This is a genomic window from Hwanghaeella sp. 1Z406 (assembly GCF_048892425.1).
GTDB lineage: Bacteria > Pseudomonadota > Alphaproteobacteria > UBA8366 > Aestuariispiraceae > Pacificispira.
Genome location: NZ_JBLZHU010000004.1, coordinates 156417 through 182912 on the forward strand (window position 1 = coordinate 156417; position 26496 = coordinate 182912).

At 54.9% G+C, this 26496-nt stretch carries 22 protein-coding genes; 15 read left to right on the forward strand and 7 right to left on the reverse strand.

What is annotated here, in order from left to right:
* Positions 1-52 precede the first annotated feature (52 nt).
* The 3 genes from upp (at position 53) to ACOSDR_RS10090 (ending at position 2112) form a co-directional block, all read left to right on the forward strand.
* Positions 53-703, forward strand: a complete 651-nt coding sequence (upp, locus tag ACOSDR_RS10080) for a uracil phosphoribosyltransferase (protein WP_420722725.1) — start codon at positions 53-55, stop codon at positions 701-703.
* 15 nt (positions 704-718) lie between these two features.
* Positions 719-1507, forward strand: coding sequence for a dienelactone hydrolase family protein (locus ACOSDR_RS10085; protein WP_420731140.1), 789 nt, complete (start codon positions 719-721; stop codon positions 1505-1507).
* A gap of 113 nt (positions 1508-1620) precedes the next feature.
* Positions 1621-2112, forward strand: coding sequence for a DUF2937 family protein (locus ACOSDR_RS10090; RefSeq protein ID WP_420731141.1), 492 nt, complete (start codon positions 1621-1623; stop codon positions 2110-2112).
* A 23-nt stretch (positions 2113-2135) separates the two neighbouring features.
* Here the strand turns inward: ACOSDR_RS10090 and ACOSDR_RS10095 are convergent, their stop codons facing one another.
* Together ACOSDR_RS10095 and ACOSDR_RS10100 are read right to left on the reverse strand one after the other, a co-directional pair.
* Positions 2136-3641, reverse strand: coding sequence for a Ppx/GppA family phosphatase (locus ACOSDR_RS10095; protein ID WP_420731142.1), 1506 nt, complete (start codon positions 3639-3641; stop codon positions 2136-2138).
* A 97-nt stretch (positions 3642-3738) separates the two neighbouring features.
* Complete coding sequence (locus tag ACOSDR_RS10100; protein ID WP_420731143.1) at positions 3739-5997, reverse strand: RNA degradosome polyphosphate kinase; 2259 nt, start codon at positions 5995-5997, stop codon at positions 3739-3741.
* Between the two features lie 199 nt (positions 5998-6196).
* On the opposite strand from ACOSDR_RS10100, the gene ACOSDR_RS10105 reads away from it, so the two are divergent.
* The gene (locus ACOSDR_RS10105) at positions 6197-6721 is read left to right on the forward strand and encodes a SixA phosphatase family protein (RefSeq protein ID WP_420722720.1); all 525 of its coding nucleotides are present in this window, start codon (positions 6197-6199) and stop codon (positions 6719-6721) included.
* 10 nt (positions 6722-6731) lie between these two features.
* Here ACOSDR_RS10105 and ACOSDR_RS10110 read toward each other — a convergent pair whose 3' ends face one another.
* On the reverse strand, positions 6732-7304 hold the full coding sequence (locus tag ACOSDR_RS10110; RefSeq protein WP_420731144.1) for a tetratricopeptide repeat protein: 573 nt from the start codon (positions 7302-7304) through the stop codon (positions 6732-6734).
* A gap of 159 nt (positions 7305-7463) precedes the next feature.
* Between ACOSDR_RS10110 and ACOSDR_RS10115 the strand changes: the two genes are divergently transcribed.
* From ACOSDR_RS10115 to glcF, 4 genes are all read left to right on the forward strand, one after another.
* Positions 7464-8399, forward strand: coding sequence for a DUF2817 domain-containing protein (locus ACOSDR_RS10115; protein WP_420731145.1), 936 nt, complete (start codon positions 7464-7466; stop codon positions 8397-8399).
* A 71-nt stretch (positions 8400-8470) separates the two neighbouring features.
* Entirely contained in the window at positions 8471-9958 is a 1488-nt protein-coding gene (locus ACOSDR_RS10120; protein ID WP_420722717.1) for an FAD-linked oxidase C-terminal domain-containing protein, read from the forward strand.
* Between the two features lie 704 nt (positions 9959-10662).
* Positions 10663-11883 (forward strand): FAD-binding protein, encoded by a 1221-nt coding sequence (locus tag ACOSDR_RS10125; protein WP_420731146.1) that lies wholly within the window; start codon positions 10663-10665, stop codon positions 11881-11883.
* 9 nt (positions 11884-11892) lie between these two features.
* Complete coding sequence (gene glcF, locus ACOSDR_RS10130) at positions 11893-13206, forward strand: glycolate oxidase subunit GlcF (protein WP_420731147.1); 1314 nt, start codon at positions 11893-11895, stop codon at positions 13204-13206.
* Between the two features lie 67 nt (positions 13207-13273).
* Here the strand turns inward: glcF and ACOSDR_RS10135 are convergent, their stop codons facing one another.
* The 4 genes from ACOSDR_RS10135 to ACOSDR_RS10150 form a co-directional block, all read right to left on the reverse strand.
* Positions 13274-14965 carry a M48 family metalloprotease gene (locus tag ACOSDR_RS10135; protein WP_420731148.1) on the reverse strand — a complete coding sequence of 564 codons (1692 nt, stop codon included), beginning with the start codon at positions 14963-14965 and terminating at the stop codon, positions 13274-13276.
* Positions 14966-15039: 74 nt separating this feature from the next.
* Positions 15040-15492, reverse strand: coding sequence for a hypothetical protein (locus ACOSDR_RS10140; RefSeq protein ID WP_420731149.1), 453 nt, complete (start codon positions 15490-15492; stop codon positions 15040-15042).
* 115 nt (positions 15493-15607) lie between these two features.
* A complete protein-coding gene (locus tag ACOSDR_RS10145) occupies positions 15608-17434 on the reverse strand; it encodes a CHASE2 domain-containing protein (RefSeq protein WP_420731150.1) in 1827 nt (608 codons plus the stop codon).
* A gap of 104 nt (positions 17435-17538) precedes the next feature.
* Positions 17539-18102, reverse strand: a complete 564-nt coding sequence (locus ACOSDR_RS10150) for a TetR/AcrR family transcriptional regulator (RefSeq protein WP_420722710.1) — start codon at positions 18100-18102, stop codon at positions 17539-17541.
* A gap of 308 nt (positions 18103-18410) precedes the next feature.
* Here ACOSDR_RS10150 and ACOSDR_RS10155 point away from each other — a divergent pair, with 308 nt between their 5' ends.
* The 7 genes from ACOSDR_RS10155 (at position 18411) to ACOSDR_RS10185 (ending at position 26341) form a co-directional block, all read left to right on the forward strand.
* Positions 18411-20465, forward strand: coding sequence for an AMP-dependent synthetase/ligase (locus tag ACOSDR_RS10155; RefSeq protein WP_420731151.1), 2055 nt, complete (start codon positions 18411-18413; stop codon positions 20463-20465).
* Between the two features lie 40 nt (positions 20466-20505).
* Positions 20506-21300 carry an ABC transporter ATP-binding protein gene (locus ACOSDR_RS10160; RefSeq protein ID WP_420723124.1) on the forward strand — a complete coding sequence of 265 codons (795 nt, stop codon included), beginning with the start codon at positions 20506-20508 and terminating at the stop codon, positions 21298-21300.
* Positions 21301-21316: 16 nt separating this feature from the next.
* Complete coding sequence (locus ACOSDR_RS10165) at positions 21317-22264, forward strand: branched-chain amino acid ABC transporter permease (RefSeq protein WP_420722708.1); 948 nt, start codon at positions 21317-21319, stop codon at positions 22262-22264.
* Positions 22265-22278: 14 nt separating this feature from the next.
* Positions 22279-23358, forward strand: coding sequence for a branched-chain amino acid ABC transporter permease (locus ACOSDR_RS10170; protein WP_420722707.1), 1080 nt, complete (start codon positions 22279-22281; stop codon positions 23356-23358).
* 104 nt (positions 23359-23462) lie between these two features.
* Complete coding sequence (locus ACOSDR_RS10175) at positions 23463-24806, forward strand: ABC transporter substrate-binding protein (protein WP_420722706.1); 1344 nt, start codon at positions 23463-23465, stop codon at positions 24804-24806.
* 49 nt (positions 24807-24855) lie between these two features.
* Complete coding sequence (locus tag ACOSDR_RS10180) at positions 24856-25695, forward strand: ABC transporter ATP-binding protein (protein WP_420722705.1); 840 nt, start codon at positions 24856-24858, stop codon at positions 25693-25695.
* A 19-nt stretch (positions 25696-25714) separates the two neighbouring features.
* Positions 25715-26341 (forward strand): hypothetical protein, encoded by a 627-nt coding sequence (locus ACOSDR_RS10185; RefSeq protein WP_420731152.1) that lies wholly within the window; start codon positions 25715-25717, stop codon positions 26339-26341.
* The last annotated feature ends 155 nt before the right edge of the window (positions 26342-26496 follow it).

Here is a 26496-nt window from a genome sequence, read left to right on the forward strand (position 1 = left end):
TGACGCCAACGCTTTAAGTTCGACATCACGACCCCACAGGATCGCGCGCCCTATGCAAGCCCATAAAGATTTTCCCAATCTGCACATCGTCGATCATCCCCTGGTCCAGCATAAATTGACCTGGCTGCGAAAGGTGGACACCCCGACCAATCTGTTCCGTACGTTGCTGAAAGAAATATCGCTGTTAATGGGATATGAAATCACCCGCAATGTGCCCCTGACAAAGGTCGATATAAAAACACCGATGCAGGCGATGCGCGCGCCGGTCCTGGCCGGGCGGAAACCTGCCATCGTGCCGATCCTGCGGGCTGGCCTGGGAATGGCGGATGGATTGATTGAGTTGATGCCGTCGGCTCGGGTCGGTCATATCGGCCTGTTTCGCGATGAAGAGACCAAGCATCCCAAAGAATACTATGTTAACATACCAGAACCGGGTGGGCGGTTGTTCATCCTGTGTGACCCAATGCTGGCAACCGGGAATTCCGCGGTGCAGGCGGTGAAGATGCTGATTGATCGCGGCGTTGAAGAACAGAATATCCGCTTCTTAGCGCTGGTAGCTGTCCCGGAAGGCGTAAAGGTCATGCAAAAGGCCCATCCCAGTGTGGCAATTTATACAGCGGCCCTGGATGAAAAGCTAAATGATCACGCCTATATTCTCCCAGGATTAGGGGATGCAGGTGATAGAATGTTCGGGACACGATAAAGGGAGACATCAGTGATGTTGGCACGACGCGATGTGATCAAAGGTCTGGGCATGGGCCTGACCACCCTTCCGCTGGCAACCGTGCTGGCAAATCCGGCCCTGGTGCGGGCGGCGGCTGATACGGTGCAACAGGTTGAATCCACGCTGCCCAATGGCAAGAAGGTAACGGCGGCCTTGGCGATGCCCGCCACATTGCCCGCCCCGGCGGTCGTGCTGATCCACGAATGGTGGGGCCTGAATGATCAGATCAAGGCGGTTGCAGCAGATTTCGCTGCCCAGGGGTATATCGCATTGGCCATTGACCTGATGGACGGCAAGGTGGCGACCACACCAGAAGAAGCCAAAGCACAAACCGCTGCTGTTGGCGCGGACCCCCAGACAGCAATTGAAACATGCACATTATGGACCGACTGGCTGCGCGGGCATAAGGATTCAACGGGTAAGGTTGGTACCTGTGGCTGGTGCTTTGGCGGGGGCTGGTCGCTAAACACATCCCTGGCGACACCGATTGACGCCACGGTCATCTATTATGGGCGCGTCACTCAAAGTGCGGAGGAATTGGCCGCACTCAACGGACCTGTGCTGGGCCATTTTGCGACCAAGGATAACTTTATCAATGCCACGATGGTCAATGGATTCATTGAACAGATGGGCAAGGCAGGGAAAAGCCTGACGGTTTATTGGTACGAGGCCGACCATGCCTTCGCCAACCCGACCAGCAGCCGATATGATCAGGAAGATGCCGCAAGCGCCTGGGACCGCACAAAGGGCTTTCTGGCACAAAACCTGGAACTGAAGATTTAAGTTTCAAACTGAGCAGAATGAAATCCAGTCGCAGATTGCCAATGAATGGGCAAGTCGGGTTATACTGCATCACCCCGACTGATCTGTAATTCCGGGCGATTGGAGAAGACGGCATGCTGCGAAGCCTACATCTTGCCTTTGCGTTGCTTTGTGCGGCGCTTGGGTCTCAGTTACCCGCCTTTCATGATCAGTATTTACAGCGCGTTGGCGGCGCTTTGGACGAGGTCAACCAGCAGATCGAAGCAATGGATATGCGGGCCCAGGATGCCGGGTTGGGGCGATATGATTACATTCGCCGATTCTATGATAACTCAGACAGTGTCATACAGGGCGAAGGCCAGGCGATGCTGGCTACACTGGCCCGTCAGGAACGCCTGATGGAGATTGAAGCCCGCCTGCAAGACGTTTCCTGGTATATGCTGGCGGTAGAGATGGTCTTCCATCTGGAACCCGATATCGCCCTGAATACCGCAAAGAATTTCGGCCCCGCAGTCCCGCTGTCGATCAGCGGTCTGGCCCATGCCTTTTTTGGCTTTTTCTTTGGATACCTGATCCCGTCGGCCATTCGCAGCCTGTTTCCGCGTAAAGAAATCGCACGCGGTTAAAACAGGTTCAGTCCGTCCCGGACCTATGCCCCGAAGCGATCAATCACTGTATTCAGGTTCAGTGCTTTACCTAAAGTGACAAAGCGGCGCTCTACCGCCTCTCCTGCCAAAAATGCCAGATCTGCTGGCATTTGAAGCGTCAGGGTGGTCTCTGTCCGAACCATGTTGATCCGCTCCAGGACCGATGAAATCCCACCGGTCAGCGTATATGCAAGGCGAATCGACAGACCAATTGCGCGCGCATCATCGATCCGATCGGGGTTGATCAGGTGTCGAACGATTTTCATCCCATTGTGTTCGTCATCAATTTGCGCATGGCGCGATGAAACCGCCAGGGCCAGAAATACCCGCTCGTGATGATCCACGCCAACGACAGGCAATCGTTTGACCCGGATAAGGGCATGTTCAGCGCGATAATCAGGATGTTCTCGCTTGGCAATATCCGACAGGATACAGGCCGCATGACGCAAACGACGATCCGCCGGGGTCTCGTTTGGAAACAGTGGTGTCATCCACCGAAACAGGTCATCCCCCGTAACAGCGGAATTGGGAAGCTCATGATCTGCATATCGGGCACAGGACTCCAGCAGCGGATCCAGCTTGCGCTCTTCCTGACTTAAATGATCATACAGACAGCCTTCCCGCAAACCATTGGCGGAAAACACAATATCCTTGGGTGCCCCGGCCACCATCAGGCGGTGTAACAACATCGCTGCATAAGGCAGCGTATCCACGCGCCGCTTGGATACACCGGGCACGCGCTGCAACGCGCCAGGCGATTGCCGTGATACGACATCTGCCAATTCCAAGGCTTGAGCAGCGGGAATCCGATAATGATGGATGATATGGAGCGGATAATTGATATGGTCCATATGCAGCCGGGCAAGATTGCGCCAGGCCCCGCCGACCAGATAAAAGCTGCGCCCCTTGATGCGTGGCAACCAATCAATGGTGCTGAAATATCGATCCAGATCTTCCCGCGCTTTGGATGGTTTCGCCACGATCTTGGGGTCCAAACGCAAGGGTCCCAGCGGCAGGGTCGCCTGGGGTCCGGTCTGACCATCCTTCAGCTCGACCAGTTCCACGCTGCCCCCGCCCAGATCGCCCATCATGCCATCAGCGTCCGGCGTACCGGATAAAACACCAAGCCCACTCAGTCGGGCTTCTTCTTCCCCGGACAGCACGCGAATTTCCTGGCCGCTGATCTGGCTGGCGCGCCGCACAAATTCCGCGCCATTGGTGGCATCCCGCGTCGCCGCCGTGGCCAGCATATCAATCCGCTGTACCCCCATTTCCTGGGCAATGCGCATGAAACGGGGCAACGCGCCCAGCGCCTGCTCTATACCTTCCTCGCTTAACTGGCCCGTCGCATCCAATCCGCGCCCAAGGCCGCAGAGCAGTTTCTCATTAAAAATAGCGATGGGGGACCGATCAGAGGTATCATAGACCACCAAACGTGTTGAGTTCGAGCCAATATCGACCACGGCGGTCGGGGGGCTGGCAGTCGACATGGTCCGTTTTTCGGCCATGAGAATCCTTCCCAAACAAGACTTTCAATCTGTATACGCTTCACCGCTATGATCACAATGCGGTTGCGCGTGAAAATCGTGTATCGAGGCGGTCGCGTCAACCGCTCTTGCTGGATTTGGTCGCCGGAGTTTTCCGCGCCGCCTTTTTCGGACCCGAATTCTTAGCCAGTTTTGTTGAAAGTGCCATCTTTCCGGCCTTCTTGATCGCCTTACCCCGCCCGGAAAGACTGGGATTGGTCATAAAGAAAACATGGCAGTTAAAGCCTTCGCCCACCGGCTCTATGCGGTGATAACGCGCATCAGAGTCCATATGCCAGCTTTGCGCCTCGTCATTCAGATTGGCATACATAACCTGCTCCAGGATCTGACGCTTCACGGTCACATTTTCAATTGGTACCAATGATTCGACACGACGATCCAGGTTTCGCGGCATCAAATCTGCCGACGTGATATAGACCTTTGCATCCAGCGAAGGCAGACCATTTCCCGCCCCGAAACAGAAGATACGGCTGTGTTCCAGGAAACGCCCAACGATGCTCTTTACGCGGATATGTTCGCTAAGCCCCTTCACGCCGGGCCGCAGACAGCATATGCCCCGCACCACCAGATCAATTTCAACCCCAGCGCAGGACGCCTCATACAAGGTATCGATAATCTCGCCATCCACCAGATTGTTGACCTTCAACCAGATCTGGCCAGGGCGGCCGGCCTTCACATGCTCAATTTCATCCCGAATGGAGCTTAACACGCGATGGCGAAGCGTGATCGGGGCAATTGCCAGACGCTCCAGCGCCTCTGGCGTGGCATAGCCGGTCATGAAGTTAAACACCCGCGCCGCATCCCTGGCCAGCGCCGGATCACAGGTGAAATAGCTCAGATCCGTATAAATTTTTGCCGTGATCGGATGATAGTTACCGGTCCCGAAATGCACGTAAGAGCGAAGGCCACTCCCCTCACGACGGACCGCCATGGAGACTTTCGCATGGGTCTTAAGGTCTACGAAACCATAAACGACCTGCACGCCAGAGCGTTCCAGATCCCGCGCCCAACGGATATTAGCGGCCTCGTCAAAGCGGGCTTTCAATTCGACCAAGGCCGTGACGGATTTACCCGCTTCCGCAGCCTCGCTCAACGCCGCGATAATGGGGGAATCCTTCGAGGTACGATACAGGGTCTGCTTGATCGCGACCACGGCCGGATCTTGGGCCGCCTGGCGCAGGAACTGCACCACGACGTCAAAGCTCTCATAGGGGTGATGGACAATGATATCCTTGGCCCGGATAGCGGCGAAACAATCACCACCGAAATCACGGATACGTTCCGGGAAACGAATGTTGAAAGCATCAAACAACAAATCCTGGCGATCCGATACGATCATCTGACTGACATCGGGCATGCCCAGAATACCATCCAGCGGGAACACATCCTCGCTGTCTGCGCCCAGCTTGCCGACAACAAAATCGCGCAGGTCTTCTGGCATGCTGGCGTCAATTGTCAGACGGATGACACTGCCCCGACGACGGCGGCGCAGCATGCTTTCAAACGTGCGCACCAAATCTTCCGCTTCTTCATCTACTTCGACATCACTGTCGCGAATGACGCGGAACATGCCCTGACCAATGATCTTGAAGCCCGGGAAAAGGCGATCCATGTAAATCCTGAACACATCTTCCAACAGCAGGAAACGGGCCTTCTGGCCGGGCAAACGCACGAAACGATCCAGATTGCTAGGAACCGGCAACAGGCCATTCATTGTCTTATCGTCTTCCGCGCGGGTCAATTCCAGCGCCAGAACCAGCCCTTTATTGGGGATAAAGGGAAAGGGATGCGCCGGATCAACAGCCAACGGTGTCAGGGCCGGGAAAATCTGTTCCAGGAACCAGCCATCCAGCCAGCTTTTTTCCCGCGCTGTTAACTCATCCTGGGCCAAAAGCGTCACACTGACCTTGCGCAATTCGACCTGTAATTCTTCCCAGATCTTTTGCTGAAGGCGCATCAGGGATCCCGCCTCATCGGCGATCAGTCGTAATTGTTCAGCGGGCGTATTGCCTTCCTGGCTGGGGGTGCTGATCCCCGCCCCAAGCTGGCCTTTCAAGCCAGCGACACGCACCATGTAAAATTCATCCAGGTTGCTTGCCGATATCGACAGAAAGCGCAGGCGCTCCAGCAAGGGATGGTGGATATTGCTGGCTTCCTCCAGAACGCGCGTATTGAAGGCCAACCATGACAATTCCCGGTTAATGAAACGTTCTGCGCCCCACTCTTCCGGGGTTGTCGGTGTGGTCTTGGCCACGGCAACGGCGTCTTGATCCTGAGATGCGGACTCGTTCATCAGTGCGCCATCATTCTCTGTCATGCTCACCGCAACCTCCGTCTTTGGTATGGCCAGACTCTATCAAGCCCTTGTCGATACCCAATACATATGACCGTGTCACGGTGATTTTTGTTTCAAACTGGTTACAAGCCCCTGAATTCTGCGCCTTTTGCTTGAGCCTGCATGGGGAAGCGTGATAGCTCTCGCGCGGTTAGAATATGAGGGAAAGGAACCCGAAAGAATGCCGGTCCTGTATGTTTTTCGCCATGCAAAATCCAGTTGGAGCGACAGCACATTGGGTGACTTTGATCGACCGCTGGCAAATCGTGGCATAAAGGCAGCCAATAAAATGGGCGCCGTGATGCGGGATTCCGGCATATCCCCCGATTTCATCCTGTGTTCAACCAGCCGTCGCACCCGTGAGACATTGGGTCTGATCCTGCCCCACCTGAAAGGGGAATGTCGTATTCTGATGGAAGATTGCGTCTATAAAATGCAGGAAACCATAGAATTGATCGACCGCTTGCGCCGTGTGCCTGCGGGGGTAGGCCGCGTCATGGTGATCGGCCATAATCCAATTATGCAGGATATCAGTCTGTCCCTGTGTAAAACAGCCAACAATCCTGAAAATCTGGACGCCATGACCGAAAAGTTCCCAACTGCCGCCTTAGCAGTACTGGACCTGGGGGATGCGCCCTGGCCCGCCCTGTCGCCTCATTGTGCAACCTTGACCGACTTCAAAACCCCGAAAGAGACTTCGGCGTAACGAACACAGATCAAAGCTGACGCCCCTGTATCTGCTTCTTCAGTTGTTCGACGCGTTCCCGGATCTGGTCCATATGCGGATTAATCTCCAGTGCCTCATGAAAGGCCTGAAGGGCCGCCTCGGGTTCCTCCATTGCATCTAAAATCAGACCCAACCCGGATTTCGCCCCGAAATGACGCGGTTCGCGTTCCAGCGTCTCATAAATATCGGCCAGAGAATCCGAATAATTTCCCTGCATGAAATAAATTGTGGCCCGCTTGTTCCAGGCTTCTGCAAAATCTGGTTCCAGGGCGATTAAGGCAGAGAATGTCTTGATCGCCTGTTCCATATCGCCCTGGGACATCTGCTGTGTCCCCTGACGCATCAGGACACGCCCGCTGGCGGTTGGGGCCTGAATCCACAGGGCCCAGATGCCCTGTTGCGCGATATAGGCTTCCTGACTGTTCAGAGGTGCGAAGTGCAGGATATCAAACAGGGAATCCAGACGTTTGTCTTGCTGATCCGCAAGGCCGGGCATGGACAGAACAATCATCGCAAATGCAGCGACCAGCGCCATCGGGATGCGTTTAGAATATATGCCCATTGCAACTCTCCCCATAGAAATACCATCAGAAGGATAGCCCTGGTGCTTAAGTATGGGGTCAACAGCCAGTCAGGGCAACCATGCCCCCTTCTTGCGCTGACCCATCACAGCGTTCAATCTATGTCTTCCAGTGTAAATATATGTAATGCCGGTAGGCGCATGGCAGACTCTGTTTCCTGTTTCAATGACGATTTCGACCGCGCACGAGACCGGTTCCTGACCGCCTGTGATCGGATCGGGTTGCGCATCACATCCTATCCCGCCAGAGACGACCACACAGGTGCCAAGGCTTTAACGTGTGATGTAGCCCGCATGGGATCGCCTGATGCCAGCCGTGTCGCCGTCCTGTGCAGCGCTGCGGGTGGGGCGGCGGGGCTGTTGGGATGCGGGGCGATACTGGGCGTATTGACCGAAGGCGGCTTGCAAGACCTGCCCAGGGAAGTTGCCCTGGTGCTGGTCCATGCCGCCAATCCTGCTGGCCCGATCTGGCCTTATTTTGCCGAAGATGATGTGATATCGGCCAATAAACCTGCGCCTGATTGGTCCGATAGTGTCCTGGCCGCAGCCGAAGAACGCTTCGCCGCCTTTCAGGCAGAACAAGGCGTCGACTGGAACAAATTGGCCGGACAGACACTGGCATCCATGAAACCGCCCGCCTGGGATGGGTCTGTGCTACGCGCTATCGCTGCAACTCAGTTTGAAAATGCCAGACAGGTTTGTGTGATCGACCCCCGCACAGGACCGGGACTGTATGGCGCGCATGAAATCGTATCCTGCGACCCGCCGGATTCTGCCGGTCGATTCCGGGCGGAAAGCTGGTTCACCCTGAATGTCGCCCAGACCAGCGAAGCGATTGGCGCAGGCACGGCACCTTGTGGCGGGGGGCTGGGTGGCTTATTGCCCAAGGCCCAGGTCACAAATGTGGTCCTGGAAATTGGCACTTATTCACTGACACGACGGCTGGGCGGGGCAACGCGCGGGCCAAATGAACTGCCCCAATCCTATCCGTCTGATGCCATGTGGCGCGACAATGCCTGGCATGGGGTGCGCACAACCCTGCAAAATACCTATCGGGGCTTACTGCGGGACAACTGACAAGGCGCAAGAAAGGTTTACCAAATTGGTAATACCAATTATAAGAAACGCAGATTAAAGGAGACCACGCGATGAAAATGCCCGATCCGGATGCTGCTGTCATTGAGCGACGGCTGACCATTGCCGATGATCTGCGCGCCCTTGTGCCGGGTGAAGGCGTCATTGTGGATGAGGATGAACGCCGTGCCTATGAAAGCGACGGCCTGACCGCTTACCGCGCCCTGCCCCTGATTGTGGTCCTGCCACAGACCGTCGATCAGGTCGCCAATGTCCTGAAATACTGTAAAGAACACGGTGTTAAAGTCGTGCCGCGTGGGGCTGGCACCAGCCTGTCTGGTGGGGCATTGCCGCTGGAAGATGGTATCCTGCTGGGTATGGGAAAGTTCAATAAAGTGCTGGAGGTCGATTACGACAATCGCTGCGCCCGGGTTCAGCCCGGCGTCACCAATCTGGCGATCACCAAGGCGGTAGAGGAAGATGGCTTCTATTATGCCCCGGACCCGTCCAGCCAGATCGCCTGCACGATCGGCGGGAATGTCGCGGAAAATTCTGGCGGGGTGCATTCGCTGAAATATGGCCTGACCACCAACAATGTTCTGGGCGTGGAAATGGTCACCATTGACGGGGAGATTCTGCGCATTGGGGGCAAGCATCTGGATGCGGAAGGCTATGACCTGCTGGGTCTGATGATCGGGTCCGAAGGTCTGTTGGGTGTGGTCACAGAAGTCACCGTGCGCCTGTTGCCCAAGCCGGAGACCCAGCGGGCCCTGCTGATCGGCTTCCCGTCCAGCGAGGCGGGGGGTAATTGCGTCGCCCAGGTGATCGCCAGCGGCATCATTCCCGGCGGCATGGAAATGATGGATCGCCCCGCCATCACGGCGGCGGAGGATTTCATCCATGCAGGCTATCCAGCCGATTGCGAGGCGCTGCTGATCGTCGAATTAGATGGCCCGGAGGCAGAGGTCAATCACCTGATCGAGGAAGTCCGCCAGATCGCCGAAAATCTGGGGGCATCCAGCCTGCGCATTTCCCAAAGCGAGGAAGAACGCGCCATGTTCTGGGCCGGGCGCAAGGCGGCCTTCCCGGCTGTGGGGCGGCTCTCTCCCGATTATTACTGCATGGATGGCACAATCCCCCGCAACCAACTGCCCCATGTGTTGAGCGAGATGACAAAGATGTCCAAGCATTATGGCTTGGGCGTTGCCAATGTCTTCCATGCGGGCGATGGCAATCTGCACCCCCTGATCATGTATGACGCCAACAATCCCGGCGAATTGGAGAAGGCGGAGGATTTTGGCTCCGATATTCTAAAACTGTGTGTAAAGGTTGGCGGTGTCCTGACCGGCGAACACGGCGTGGGCGTTGAAAAGCGCGACCTGATGCCGACCATGTTCACCGAAGACGATTTGAAGCAACAAATGCGCGTCAAATGCGCCTTTGACCCGGACGGATTGCTGAATCCCGGCAAGGTGTTCCCGCAACTCCATCGCTGCGCGGAACTGGGCCGGATGCATATTCACAAAGGCCAATTGCCCTTCCCCGACATTCCCCGGTTCTGATCTATGGGACCGCATTTTACCAATCGCGAGTGCCGCGCCACCCCGGACTTCATGCAAGGCGCAGTGCAACCGGCAAAATCGTGCCATGCACCCCTGGATTCCCGCCTGCGCGGGAATGACGACATCTTTACAATCCAAAACACCGTCACCCCGGACTTGATCCAGGGTCCAGAGCAGCACGCTCATTCTCGACCACCCGCCCTAAAGTCACGCCTGCACGGGAATGACGACATCGATACCCCCCGATCCACCGTCACCCCGGACTTGATCCGGGGTCCAGAGCAGTACGCTCATTCTCGACCACCCGCCCTAAAGTCACGCCTGCACGGGAATGACGACATCGATACCCCCCGATCCACCGTCACCCCGGACCTGATCCGGGGTCCAGAGCAGCACGCTCATTCTCGACCACCCGCCCTAAAGTCACGCCTGCGCGGGAATGATGACATCTTTACAATCCAAAACACCGTCACCCCGGACTTGATCCGGGGTCCAGAGCAGCACGCTTATTCTCGACCACCCGCCCTAAAGTCACGCCTGCGCGGGCGTGACGACATCTTTACAATCCAAAACACCGTCACCCCGGACTTGATCCGGGGTCCAGAGCAGCACGCTCATTCTCGACCACCCGCCCTAAAGTCACGCCTGCGCGGGAATGACGAAGGACAACCGCGAATCCCCATCACAGCCTCAGGACCCCGCCCATGACCGAAACCTTCCGCCCTGAAACGGAAGCGCAGTTGATTGATGTGATCGGCTGGGCAAATTCTGAACAGCTGCCACTGGACGTCATTGGCAGTGGCACCAAACGGGGATTGGGGCGTCCGGTTCAGGCCGCCCATACGCTGGATCTTTCCGCCTTTTCTGGTGTGCATCTCTATGAGCCAGAGGAACTGGTATTAGGGGCAGGCCCCGCCACACCTTTGGCGGAGATTGAAGCCTTACTGGACGACAACAATCAGCAACTGGCCTTTGAGCCACCAGACCTTTCCGCTCTGTTAAAGGCGGGATCTTCCGGTACCATCGGGGGCGTCATTGCCTGTAATCTGGCAGGGCCGCGCCGGATCAAGGATGGCGCGGCGCGGGATCATTTTCTGGGCTTTGACGCCGTTTCCGGTCGAGGCATGGCGGTCAAATCCGGCGGACGGGTGATGAAGAATGTCACTGGCTATGACTTAAGCAAGCTACTCTGTGGCTCCTATGGCACGCTGGCGGCAATGACCCGACTGACCGTCAAGATCCTGCCGGTGGGACAGAAGGCCCGAACCATCCTGGTTCGCAATGTTGATGCGGCTCAAGGGGTGAAGGCGCTGGCGGCTGGATTGAACGGCCCCTTTGAAGGGTCCGGCGCGGCCTGGCTGCCCGCCAGCATCGCCGCACGGTCCCAGATTGACTATGTTGGGAAGGCCGGATGTGACGTCGCCGCGCTCAGGGTCGAAGGCTTCGGCCCCTCCGTCGACTATCGCTGTCAAAAGCTGCGCGCCCTATTGGCCCCGTTTGGCGAGACGGAGGAACTGCACAGCCACAATTCCAAAACCTTCTGGCGGGACGTGCGCAATGTCACCCCCTTCTGCGACGATGATCGCGTGGTCTGGAAGCTGTCCGTCGCCCCAACCGCCGCGCCCGGCATCCTGTCAGCCCTGTCCCATTTGAAAGAGGTGGAGGCCTATCTGGATGCCGCCGGGGGCTTGATCTGGCTTGCCACGCAATCCCCTAAACAGGGTGCGTATGAACCCATTCGCGACGCCATTGCTCAGGCGGGTGGCGGGCATGCCACCCTGATCCGCGGCCCCGCAGGCTTGCGCAACGCCATCCCCGTCTTCCAGCCCCAACCCGGCCCCCTTGCCGCCCTGTCCCAACGCCTGAAAGACAGCTTCGACCCCAACCGCGTCCTGAACCCCGGCCGCATGACAGAAGGGCTGTGAGATCTCACTATGCAAACAACATTCTCAATTGCTCAGCTTGAAGATCCAGACGTCGCGGCGGCGAATGATATTTTGCGGAAATGTGTGCATTGCGGGTTCTGTACGGCGACCTGTCCGACCTATGTGACGCTGGGGGACGAGTTGGACAGCCCGCGCGGGCGGATTTATCAAATCAAGGATATGTTGGAAGGGGACAAGCCTGCCTCTTCCTCTCTGGTGAAGCATATTGATCGCTGCCTGAGCTGTCTGAGTTGCATGACGACCTGCCCGTCGGGGGTGCATTACATGCATCTGGTGGATATTGCGCGGGCGAAAATCCATGAGACCTATAACCGACCGTTTCAGGATAAATGGCTTCGGCGGATATTGAGCTTCGTGCTGCCGCGCCCCCGTGTGTTTCGGCTGGCGCTTATCGGGGCCTGGCTGGGCAAGCCTCTGTTGAAAGGGCTGCCGGGTCCGATCGGCGCAATGTTCCGCATGGCACCGGCCTCTATCCCCAAACCATCGCCCTGGGATGTGCCCCAAGTGATCCCCGCAGAAGGGCCACGCAAGGGCCGCGTGGCGATGCTGACCGGCTGTGCGCAGCAGGTTTTGCAGCCCCAGATCAATGAGGCGACGATCCGCCTGCTGACCCGCCATGGCATTGAGGTTGTCGTTGCCCAAGGGGCTGGCTGTTGTGGCGCGCTGGTGCATCATATGGGCGATACCGATACCAGCCATCAACAGGCCGCCGCCAATATCAAAGCCTGGGCGCGGGAAATGGATGGCGACGGGCTGGATGCCATTGTCATCAATGCGTCGGGCTGTGGCACGACGGTGAAGGACTATGGCTTCATGTTCCGCACTGATCCAGTAATGCAGGAAGATGCGGCGCGGGTTTCCACCCTGACGAAAGACATCACGGAATATCTGACGACACTGACCCTGATGCCAACAACTCGGGATACAGATTTAACGGTCGCCTATCACTCCGCCTGTTCCATGCAGCATGGCCAAAAGATCACCGCCCTGCCCAAGGACCTGCTGACACAGGCAGGCTTCAAGGTCGTCAGCCCGGCGGAAGGGCATTTATGTTGCGGTTCTGCCGGAACCTATAACCTGCTGCAGCCGGAAATGGCCGACACGCTGAAGGCCCGCAAAGTCCGCAATATCGAAAAGACTAAGCCAGATTTGGTTGCAGCGGGTAATATCGGATGCATTCAGCAGATTGCCAGTGGCACGGATATCCCCATCACGCACACGGTTGAATTGCTGGACTGGGTGACGGGGGGCCCAATGCCGCTTGCCCTGGATGGCAAACTGCCTGCACGACAATTGCTGTAACCCGCCCTTAGACAACAATCAATCGCCTGATCGACAAAGACTGTTCCGTTTGAGCCGCGCCGCTGGGTCAGGATTGCGGAATGCCGCCTTGTTGCCAGAACCGGCACATCCGCGCGATGCGGGGATCAGATACCAGCCTGCACCCTGCCAGAAGCCCTTGTGTATCCTCCCCTTTGGCATGGGCCAGCTTTATTCGCATCGGATACAATATGTCATTATCCGACCCAAACTCTGCTTCTGCCGCAGCAAGGGTCTTGGTCGCGGCCTTATTATCCTTTGCCTGAATCTGACGGTCCATCAGCCCCTCATAAATGCGCAAGGGCGCGCCTTCCTGTTTCAAGGCATAGCGTTCGAACCCAATAATCGCCAGATCGTTCTTGCCCTGCATTTGCCGCAGCGACGAAAAGGCGATGCGACCGAAGGCATTGTTTTCCAACCAGGACGCGCCGGAGACACCGACCTTTGCCTTCGCCAGGAGAGTATCGACCGTCTCACCATCGCTCAATTCACTCAACGATCCAACGGAGCCTAAAGCATCATGAACTTCTTGTGCTGCCGCGAATGCCGTCAAAGCGGCCTGCAATTCGCGGTCGGCAACGACTTTTTTGTAATCAGGCAATGGAAATTGCTGATCCAGGCCCAGTTCCAATCGAACTTCTTCGAAGTCGTCATACTTAACGAATTCCGAATGGTCCAATAGCATGTCTTTACGCGCATCCGGGCTGGGATGGGATTCTTCCAGACTCTTCGCCAGGCTTTGCGCCATATCGCCACCGACACCTTTAAGGGCATCCATGATTCCATCCTTGCCGCCGCTGACACCCCCTTTGACCAGATCACCGGCAATGCGTTCTTTGTCCTGAGCCAGGGCCAGCACACGACTTTCAATTGTCGGCTGGTCCTTTAACTTATCCAGAAATCCACTTGCCCCGGCATACCCTTCGAATCCCGCCCGGGTGGCCAAATGAAGACCGACCATATCCGCTTCGTGTTCATCCTGACGACCCCATGAATATTCGAACAACACATCCATCGTGCGGTTAACCATCATCGGCGTCTTCAATTTGGAGGCTGCCTGAGCATCCGCACCATTATTGTTCAATACATCATCTGCAAGAAAGGCCGCTTCCAGCGCGGTACGGAAAATCCGGTTCCGCTTTTGCGTTGCCTGCCCCCGTTCATAATGCTTCAGCAGGATATGGCTGTATTCATGGGCAATTGTGAAAGCCAGGATATTCACGGCCTCCGGCGATCCATCAAAGCTTTCCACCGATATCTCGATCAGACCGTCCCGGTATACTCTGGCATCCCGCCCAGGCTTTGGAACGATCACGACTGTTGCCGGGACCGGATCAAAGGGCGAGCAGGCAACAATGCGATCCAAAATCTGATTGGCATAGTCTGTCGCCTTTTGAACCGGCCAAATCCCATATTCGGTTTCGCGAAGCTCCTGCTGACCCAGCGTAAAGTCGGACCGCAAGGAGGTTTTGGTCGCATCGCACGGGGCTGATGCATCCATCAGGGCCTCGGCATTTTCAACCTCATCCACATCAATGTCGCGTTGACGGGATTGCACCAGTACCATGGGGTGGATTTCTGGATCTGCGGTATCCCCGAACAGCCCTGCCACGCTGTCGGTAACGCCCTGCATCGCGGAAGACATCGATCCCTCGCCAGAGCCATTGGTCGTGTTACAGGCTGCCAGGAACCCTACCAGTATCGAAGAATATGCCAGTCGTTGAAAATTGTGCCGCATCATCGCCTCCCCCAAGTTTACCCCTATCAAAAATATGCCTGCTGTTCGTCATCAGACGCGCCCCCACAGCAAACTCTTCAGCAGGGTGGTTTCGCCCCAGATGTTGAGTAATTTCTTAATCCCGAAACATCCACCGCCGCGAGATCGCACACGCCACGTTCCAACACGGCATATCGGGGTTTCACATAATACAGGCTGCCGTCTTTGCCTTTGACGGGATAGAGTCCATCTTTCTGATCTTGCTCAAGAAAAGTGAACGGCAAATCAAATGTATCTTTAGAAAGCTTTTCCGATTTCGCCTCACCATCCTTCACCGCCGGAACCGTATCCCGCCTGAAATCTTTGATTGTAATGACGCTTACCTGTTCCTGGGCGAAAGCCGGGCGGGCCTGAAAGGGATGACCCTGAAACAGGATCAGGGCAGCGAACAAGGCGATCATCACCCCCCTTTGAAAACCGCCAAAAATGCGATTCGGGCCCGGCTTATCGCCTGTAATCGTGTTTTGGACTTCTACGGTATCCAGTGTCATCGTTCTGCCTCCAAACGGTGCAACCATTCGATGAATAGAGAGTAGGGTTAAGCTTTTTAAAACGCAACCGTGTTTGGGTTAAAAATACGAGAACAGATGTGCCTGGGCGATTGCACTAGAATTTCTTCATGTTGCTGGGAAAATGTTTTCTGAACAGAATCTTTAACCGGAACCAGCCATGCGCAATGTACCGGGTGCCAATCATCATGGCGACCACCACGGAAAACAAACCGCCGAAAAACCACATGACCGGTCGCGCGAGGAGGATGCTCTCGGCAAGCGGCAAAATCCCGCTTAATGCCGCCAAAGACAGGAAATCAACCGGCGCAATTTTCACGCCCCATAAAATGAATGCACTTAACACACCCATCATGGCGACGATAAAAATTGCATAATTTAGCCAGGTCCGGGTGTTTTTATGGACTTGAAGCGGTATTTCCCCTCGATCAAAGGCTTCATAGACACCGATCCGAACAGTTGCGAAAAGGGCAATGAAAAACCACAACAGCCCTTCCAGCACATGTGTCAGCACATTTCCGTGCTTGAAGTAATCGGTACCATAGGCGGACAGGTTTCTATAGGCGACGGCATGCAGTGCGACCCCCGGCAGCCTGTCATACAATGTCGTATCGACAATATCGGGATAGGCCTTGATGTAAGCGCCCAGGAAAACCACACGGCCTTCCACCATTTCAAAAACCTCACCAATCCCTCTTGAGGCAGTTGGCAGCAACCGCTCAGCACGAATTGTCGGGATTGGTCGACATTCCTGGATCGGGCTCTTTTCACCACTTTCGAACAGGGAATGATGCAGCATGCCCCCAGCGATGCTCACCGATTGGACGAGCTTCTGATAATTGATGCCCAATATTGATTTCGGTTCTGCAGCATAGGGACCGCAGTTATCCGTGCTTTGCACAAATTTTTGAAGGGGTGCATAGCCATACGGCCAGCGGATCAACATGCTTTTCTGTAAATCATCCGGGTTCAGCAAATCCTGGCGGGCAGCGGCTCTGGCGGCTTCATCGGCAAACCGGCCGCATGCTTTGGAATCAGATAAGGGCTTTCCAGGCTCAAGCATGCACAAATCCCGATAAATCTGTGATGCTGGTGATAAATACGAACCGCCCGGCCCGACCAGCATCGGATACCATCGTTCATTCGGTTCCCACCGCGTAACCGACTGATGGATATAATTGAATTGGGAACCATCTTGATCCGTTTTCATACGATCAAGCGCCGTTTCTTCGCCGGTCCATCTTTCCTCTGCGGCCGCAAAGTAAATCGGCGTTGTCTTATCAAACTCGGCCAATTGCACGGCCTGTGCCTTATGCACACGCTGACCAAAAGTGTCCAGGCTTAGGTCCCATCGTCGGGGCGCGCCATAGGTTATGTCCACCATAATTGCGGCCGGTTCCAGTTCAACCAGCTTGGCAATCAGATAGTCATGGATGCTGTACGCAATCGGCCATACTTCGGTGGGGTTATCGACCGGGAACCGGATCATCTGATCATTTTGCGAAAAAGATCCCCCCTGTTGCGACAAGGCCTGCAGGTCGCCAACGCAGGCTTCTTGCGCCATTTGCTTTCCCCGGCTGGCGCATTGCGGGCGGCAAACCGCCTCTGACTCTGACGTTTTAATTTCACACAGGCGCGTACAGGCTTCCAGGCATTGATTCACCCGAAGGGCCTTTAAGGTTTCATCTGTGATTTCCACAACGACGGCAGATTCATGATCTTTCTCCCGCCCATCCGGGGGGAAATACGGCGCGGCGATTGAAACGATAATCTCTTGCGTTTCTTCGTCCAGAGTATCAGACAATCCGAACGGCGAGGCATTAATCAGCCAAAGGCCAACACCCCAGATAAGCACCAGCCTTAATGTGAACAGCTCAATCTTCTGAGATTTTTGAATGACCCGCCAGATTCTGTTTTCTGTCATCCCATCCCCAAACGCCTTGCCCAATGGCCAGCATACCCAAGACCCCACGCTCAAAGGGTATCATAGAACAATTTAAAATTAATAGTTAGAAACACACAATTGTCCTAATGCCCCTCGATCAAGGCGCGGCATTGGGTATGCAGGCGCTCCATCACAGCCGTGTTGCCTGCAAAACTGAGCAAGCCCTGGGCGAAAATATAGGAAAAGAGCAGCAAAGCGCGGGCATTGGCTTCCGCCGGGTCAAATCCCGCCTGCTGGAACAGGTCCGCCGTATAGGACAGCCTTTGCTGGTCAACAGATTCAACCACGGTTGCTACTTTCGGATCCTGACGCGCCCAAATGCGCATGGCCAGTTCCAATGAACCCCCGCGGCCCGGACGCTTGGAAGTTGCGACAATATCCAGCATGAACCGGATTTTATCGGCGGGCGAGCCGCCATTCGCTTCCGCCCGTGTGATCACCAATTGATCATGCCAGCGCAGCAGAATCTCATCCAATAGATCGTTGCGATCCTTAAAATGCCAATAAAAACTGCCCTTGGTAACGCCAAGCCGTTTTGCCAGGGCTTCGACGTTCAGGGACTTCCAACCACTATCCGAAAGAGTGCTATAGGCCGCCCGTACCCAGTCTTCCTTACGCAACCGAGACTCTTTCGTCGGACGTTTCATTTCTCTTGAAGCCGCCATCCATTCCCGCTCAATCAAGATTGACATTCGGTGTTAATGTTGCGGTGCAACAATAAACCAAGACCAAAAATTTCAAAATTCTGCACGCTTGACGAACAATAATACCTTCGCTACAAACCATACGCAAGCGTATGGAGTTTTATCTGTGCTCTGTTAAAGCGAAGAACTTACGCAATCTATCGTTTTCAGTTTTGATTAAAACAATTAGAATGTTTTGCGTTGAGTGAGCGACCGGATCCAAAGAGATCAAACAGAACGGCGCTAGCAGGGAACAAGGGAGGATACGACGGGTGTTAACCGGGTCGAAAACCTATACGGCTGCACCATTGCCGCCGGCGCCGGATATGCCGGACATTGATGTCTATGACACCTTTCCAAAACTGCTGCGCTATAACGCCGTGCGATTGGGTGACCAACCCAGCATGCGCGAGAAAAGTTTCGGCATTTGGCAATCCTGGACGTGGTCACAGGTCAAGGAAGAAATCTATCGCTACGCCGCAGGGATGAAAGAGCTAGGCGTCCAGCGCGGTGATAAGATTGCGATCATTGGGGATAACCGCCCGCGCATGTATTGGACCATTTGTATGGCCCAGTGCCTGGGCGCAGTTCCAGTCCCGATCTATCAGGACTCCGTCGCTGAAGAAATTCTGTTTCCCCTGGAACATGCCGAAGTCCGTTTCGCCGTCGTCGAGGATCAGGAACAGGTCGATAAGCTGCTGATCATCAAAGATCGCCTGCCGAAGCTGGAAACCATCGTCTATGACGAAGAACGCGGAATTCGGGACTATACCGAAACCTTCCTGCACTCCTACCGGGACACACTGGCTTTAGGCGATTTGGCTCTGGCAAAGAATTCATTGCTAATTGACGACGAAATTGACCAGGGAACCACCAACGATATCTCCATCATCCCCTATACATCGGGCACGACCGGGAACCCGAAGGGGGTGCTGCTGAGCTATCGCAATGTGATGCGCGCAGCCTATAACGGGGCGCGGTTCGAAGGGTTAAAATCAACCGATCAAAGCCTAGCCTATCTGCCAATCGCCTGGATTGGGGATCACATATTCAGCTACGGACAGGCCTATATTTGCGGATTCTGCGTTGCCTGTCCGGAAAGCAGCGATACGGTGTTAACCGACCTTCGGGAACTCGGGCCCAGCTATTTCTTCGCGCCGCCCCGGATTTTTGAGAACATCCTGACCACCGTGATGATCCGCATGGAAGACGCCAGTGCGATCAAACGTAAGGTCTTCAATTACTTTATGGATCACGCCCGGCGCGTGGGTGTAAAGATCCTGGATGGTCACACGGTCGGGCTGTGGGACCGGTTTCTGTATGCGCTGGGCGGGGTTCTAGTCTATGGGCCATTGAAAAATGTCCTGGGATTCAGCCGGGTCCGGGTCGGCTATACAGCCGGCGAAGCGATTGGCCCGGATATCTTTTCTTTCTATCGCTCCATCGGTATCAACCTGAAACAGCTTTATGGCTCCACTGAGGCTGCGGTTTTCGTAACCATTCAGCCCAATGGAGAGATTTATGATGACACTGTCGGCACACCCGCGCCAGAAGTCGAACTGCGCATAGCCGATAATGGCGAAGTGCTGTTTCGCAGTCCGGGCGTTTTTGTTGAATACTTCAAGAATGAGGCCGCAACGAAGGAAACCAAAACGGCTGATGGCTGGGTCCATACCGGCGATGCTGGGTTCATGGATGATCGCGGCCACCTGAAGATCATCGACCGCGCCAAGGATGTCGGAAAGCTGAACAACGGGACATTGTTTGCGCCGAAATACATCGAAAACAAGCTGAAATTCTTCCCCAATATCAAGGAAGTCGTCGCCTTTGGGAATGGTCGGGACTACTGCGCCTGTTTCATCAATATCGACCTGGAAGCCGTCGGCAGTTGGGCAGAGCGAAACAACCTCTCTTATGCTTCTTTCCAGGATTTGTCTTCTCGCCGTGAGGTCTATGACATTATCAAAGGCCATGTGGAACAGGTCAACCGGGACTTGGCACAGGAAGAGATGGTCGCGGGCTCTCAGATCACGCGCTTTCTGTTGCTGCCCAAGATGCTGGATGCCGATGACGGAGAACTGACCCGCACCAGCAAGGTCCGTCGCAGCTTCATTGCAGAGAAATACGCGTCCCTGATTGATGCCCTATATGACCCGTCGGCCAAGACAGGATCAATCAAAAGCGAGATCACGTTCGAGGATGGGCGCAAGGGAATGCTGGAGGCCACCGTCGATATTTATGAGGCGACACAGACCCCACCCAGCCATACCTCAACAAAAGTGGCGCAGAGTAAGCGACGTGCCAAAAGGAGATGTCAGGGTGAGTGATAGCCTAGCGCAAGAAACCAATTCCGGCCCATCGCGCAGCGTGCTTGCGCACCAATCACGTATCGGGGACGTCCTTTTGAAGGTCGAGAACATCACGCTGCGCTTTGGCGGGGTGAAGGCGATCAACGGCGTATCCTTTGACATTCGCAAGGGTGAGGTTCGTTCTATCATCGGGCCGAACGGGGCCGGTAAATCCTCCATGCTGAACTGCATCAACGGTTTTTATCAGCCGCAGGAAGGATCGATCTGGTATCAGGGTAAAACCTACAGCCCGATGCGTCCCTATGATGCCGCATCCAATGGTATCGCCCGCACATTCCAGAACATTGCCCTGTTCAAGGGGATGACGACCCTGGACAACATTATGACCGGGCGCATTCTGAAGCAGAAGGCAAGCCTGCTGGAACAGGCGTTTTACATCGGACGCGGCCGGTCTGAGGAAATTGAGCACCGGGAATTTGTCGAAGACATTATCGACTTCCTGGAGATCCAATCGATCCGCAAGACACCCGTCGGGCGCCTGCCTTATGGCCTGCAAAAGCGGGTTGAATTGGGCCGCGCCCTGGCAGCCGAGCCAACACTGTTGCTGTTGGATGAGCCAATGGCCGGGATGAATGTTGAAGAAAAAGAGGACATGTCCCGTTTCATCATCGATGTGAACGATCACTTTGGCACGACCATCGCGCTGATCGAACACGATATGGGCGTCGTCATGGACCTGTCGGACCGGGTTGTGGTTCTGGACTATGGGTCGCTGTTGGCAGATGGAACCCCCGATGAGGTCCGGGGCAATCAGGCAGTTATCGACGCCTATCTGGGCGTGGCGCACGACTGATGCGAGGGGGATCGGTATGATTGAGGCATTCGCAAATATTCTGGGCATCGACCCTTTCGAGATTTGGTTCTTTCTGGAAGTGCTGATCAGCGGCCTGATGGCCGGGGTGATGTATTCCCTGGTCGCATTAGGATTTGTCCTGATCTTCAAGGCCTCCAGCGTTTTCAATTTCGCCCAGGGCGTCATGGTGCTGTTCGCCGCGCTTAACTTTGTGGGCTTCATCGATCTGGGTGTTCCCGCTTGGTTGTCTTTCCTGATGACCGTCGGGGTGATGATCATTCTGGCCTTCGCCATTGAACGGGTTGTGCTGCGCCCATTGGTGAATCAGCCCCATATTTCCCTTTTCATGGCGACAATCGGGATCGGTATATTTCTGGAAGGCTTCGGTGAATTGATCTGGGGATCAAACGTCAAACCACTGGATATCGGAATCCCCAACGATGCCGTCTTTATGGGTGAGGCAATGATCCAGGAAGCCGATATGTTCGCCGCCGTTGTGGCCAGCATTCTAGTGGCAGTTCTGGCACTGTTTTTCCATTATACCCGCATCGGTCGGGCGTTGCGCGCGGTGGCGGATGATCACCAGGCGGCTCTTTCTGTGGGAATTCCCTTGAATACGATCTGGGTCATTGTCTGGTCCGTTGCCGGTTTTGTCGCGCTGATTGCGGGCATCATGTGGGGATCGAAGCTGGGGGTTCAGTTCTCCCTCTCCGTCCTGGCGCTCAAGGCCCTGCCTGTGCTGATCCTGGGGGGCTTCACCTCCATTCCTGGTGCCATCATCGGGGGCTTGATCATTGGGGCGGGCGAAAAACTGTCCGAAGTCTATATCGTCGATTTCATTCAAACATTCGACCCGACCTTCTCAGGCGCGATTGAAGAATGGTTCGCCTATATCCTTGCCCTGGCCTTCCTGTATTTCCGACCACAGGGGCTGTTTGGCGAAAAAATTATTGAGCGGGTGTAAGGGGAAAATTCACTATGTTCTATCGTGAGGCCGGACAGTTCAAAACCACCTATGCCGCCGATCAACAGATGCTGCCGATTCCGCTGGATCGGAATTTCATGATTGCCCTGATTGTGTTCGCGGTTGTGATCGTGCCCATGATCGGATCGCAATATTGGCTGGAATCCATCCTGATCCCGGTTCTGATCCTGACCATCGCCGCTTTGGGGTTGAACATCCTGACGGGCTATGCCGGACAGTTGTCCCTGGGAACCGGGGGCTTTATGGCGGCGGGCGCCTATATGTCGTACAAGATCGCAACCAATATGCCGGAATTCATGCCGATCTGGGTGCCTGTCATTGCTGGTGGCTTCTTTGCCGCCGCGATAGGGATTGTGTTTGGCATACCGTCCCTTCGGATCAAAGGCTTCTATCTGGCGGTCGCCACCCTGGCGGCACAGTTCTTTCTGATCTGGGCGTTTCAGAAAATCGGCTGGTTTGTAAATGACTCGATTTCCGGCGTTCCCTCCACCCCCCCCAGTTCACTATTCGGCTATGGCGTGACCGGGGCCACGGCCCTGCCGGAGGCGAAGTATCTCTTCGTGCTGGCCTTTACCATCGTGCTGGCGGTCATCGCGCGGAATCTGGCCCGAGGCCGGATCGGGCGATCCTGGATGGCGATCCGCGACATGGATATCGCCGCAGAGCTGATCGGTATCAGACCTTTGCAAACAAAGCTCAGCGCCTTCGCCATCAGTTCTTTTTATTGCGGCATTGCCGGCGCGCTGTGGTCCTTCTGCTATATCAATACGGTGGAGCCGTCAGCCTTTTCCATCACGCGGTCGTTCCAGATCCTGTTTATGATCATTATTGGTGGTCTGGGCTCCGTTCTGGGGGCGTTTCTGGGCGCGGCCTTTATCTTCCTGTTGCCCATTTTTCTGAACAATGCGCCGGCTTGGGTTGGTCTGGAACTGAGGACAGATACCGTCACCCATATCGAATTCATGGTCTTTGGCGCGCTGATCATCTTCTTCCTGATCGTGGAGCCCCATGGGCTGGCCCGCCTGTGGCGCATCGCAAAGGAGAAATTGAGATTATGGCCATTTCCTCACTAACAGAGGCGATGTGAATGAGCCGGCGAAAAGTCCGGCCCTGCCATGAAAACCCAAACCCTCGGGGATAAGAGGGCGCTAGAAAAAACCAAACAAGGAGAAACGTCATGTTGGTGAGTAATGTTGTGAAGAATAGCCCAAGAGCCTTGATGGGCTTGGCGCTTGGGACAATCCTGGGGGTCAGTGCCTTTGCCGCTGGCACCGCATCGGCACAAGAACAGGTCATTCCGTCCCTGGTCTATCGCACCGGCCCTTATGCGCCGGGTGGTATTTCCTTGGCAGATGGCTATGCGGATTATTTCACCCTGATCAATGAACGCGACGGCGGCATCAATGGCGTCAAATTCAAGGTCACGGAATGTGAAACCGGCTACAGCACCGACCGCGGCGTCGAATGCTATGACCGAACCAAAAATGAGGGCGGCGGGGCCACGGTTTATAGCCCCTGGTCCACCGGTATCACCTATGCGCTGATTGAAAAGGCAACCCAGGACAAGATCCCGGTCCTGTCCATGGGCTATGGCCGTACCTCAGCGGCGGATGGTCGATACTTCCCGTACATCTTCAACTTCCCGTCAACCTACTGGAATCAGGCAACCGCCATCGTTCAGTATATCGCCAATCAGGAAGGCGGGATTGAAAAGCTGAAGGGCATGAACTTTGCCTATATCTATCTGGATCACCCCTATGGGAAGGAGCCGCTGCCGACCATGGATGTCATGGCCGCCAAATTCGGCTTCTCCTTTGACCGGTATCCAGTTCCGCCCGCATCGATGACAGAACAGAAATCGATCTGGCTGAAAATCCGTCGTCAACGCCCGGACTATGCCATCATGTGGGGCTGGGGCGCGATGAACGGCACGGCTGTGAACGAAGCCGCCAATATCAATTTCCCGATGGACAAGTTTATCGGCAACTGGTGGGCCGCGGGTGAAGACGCCGTAGAAGCCGCTGGTCAAGGGGGCATTGGCTATAAGGCAGCAACCTTCCACGGGGCCGGTGACGATTATGATGTCTACAACGATTTGAAAAAATACGTGTATGACACCAATAAATTCGCCGGGAATGGCGATCAGTGGGGCCGTGTACTGTACAATCGCGGCGTCGCCAATGCGATCTATGTCGTGGAAGCTCTGAAGATCGCCCATGCAAAATATGGCACGGGCGTGATCACGGGTGAACAAATGCAATGGGCGCTGGAAAACCTGAACCTCACCGATGCAGACATTGCAAAGATTGGGGCTGCGGGTCTGGTGCCTGCCGTCAGCGTCACCTGCGCCAATCATGAAGGGCAGAACCCAGCAGTTCTGATCCAGCAATGGGATGGCAAGGAATACAAGATCATCACCGACTGGATCCCGGCTATGGCGGACCTAACCCGGCCGATCTTGGAAGAAGAAGCCGCGAACTATGCCAAAGAGCAGGGCATCACCGCCCGCAGTTGCTCTTAAGGCATTGTGACACAGTAGCCAAACGGTAAGCCGAACAGGGAGAGACCCGATGAGCGTACAGGCACAGGATCTTGCAGAGAAACCCGCAACAGCGGAAATTCTGCTACAGATCAATAATGTGGAAGTGATTTACGACCACGTGATCCTGGTGCTCAAGGGTGTCTCCCTCTCGGTGCCGAAGGGGGGGATCGTCGCCCTGCTGGGCGCCAATGGCGCTGGCAAAAGCACGACACTGAAATCAATCTCCAACCTGTTGCGCGCCGAACGCGGCGAGGTCACCAAGGGCAGCATCGAATTGGCGGGCGAGAAAGTCCACCAGATGACCGCCAATGATCTGGTCAAGCGGGGCTGTGTGCAGGTGATGGAGGGGCGTCATTGCTTCGAGCATCTGACGATCGAGGAAAACCTGCTGACCGGAGCCTATACACGCGGCGGCGGGTCAGAAATCAAGGCAGACCTGGAAAAGGTTTATGACTATTTCCCGCGCCTGCGTGAACGGCGCAAAAGCCAGGCGGGCTATACATCCGGTGGGGAGCAACAGATGTGCGCCATCGGGCGGGCGCTGATGGCAAAGCCCAAGCTGATCCTGCTGGACGAGCCCTCCATGGGCCTGGCCCCGCAATTGGTAGAACAAATCTTTGAAATCGTAAAAAAGCTGAATGAGCAGGAGGGGGTTACCTTCCTGCTGGCCGAACAGAACACCAATGTCGCCCTGCGCTATGCCGATTACGGCTATATCCTGGAAAGCGGACGTGTTGTTATGGACGGCAAGGCCGACGCCCTCCTCTCCAATGAGGATGTAAAAGAATTCTATCTGGGCCTCTCCACAGAAGGCCGCAAAAACTTCCGCGAAGTAAAACACTACAAACGCAGGAAACGGTGGCTGTAAGCGATAGGAACTTTCAGTGATGCAAATTGATCAAGGGTTACTTCAAATTGCGTTAATTTTCATTCCGGGTCTATTATGGGCTTCAATTGAAAAGAAGTATGCATCTAAAGGTATGTTAAGTATCACTTGGTTTGTTATGAGAACCTTCCTTTTCGGCGTTTTAAGTTACGCAATTCTCATTGCAATTTTTCTAATGTTTGGGATCCAATCAGATTTGGTTACTAGTTCTGCCACGCAAAGCGATGTAATACCAAACGTGCACCTTCAAGATGCAATTCTTGCGACAGTTGTTAGTTTTCCATCAAGTATTCTTTGGCTTTACATCCAAAATTACAAAATCCTAACAAAATTATTGCAGGCGATTGGTGCTACAAAAACTTTCGGTGAAGAAGATCTCTGGGATTATATCTTCAACAGCGCCAACAAAGGCGTGGTGGAGTATGTACACGTTAGAGATTTCGATAAAGAGTTGGTTTATAGTGGTTGGGTTATGTTATTCTCAGAAACGGATAAGCTGCGTGAATTGCACCTAAAGAACGTGGAAGTTTCTGATTTTTCAGGAAATACATTGTATGAAATGCCTTGGGTCTACTTAGCCCGTGAACCATATGACGTAACTATAGAATTCCCCAGAAGAAATGGTTAAAAGGAGCAACTCATGTCGTCACTACGAAATCAAGCCTCTGATAAGAACGGTGTTTTCTTAGAAGGTTACAAATCACGAGGTGGCAAGATGGGAACTGTCGTTAACTCGAATCGACCGGCCTCTCCTCCACCAATTAAAATTGATCATAAGCAGGA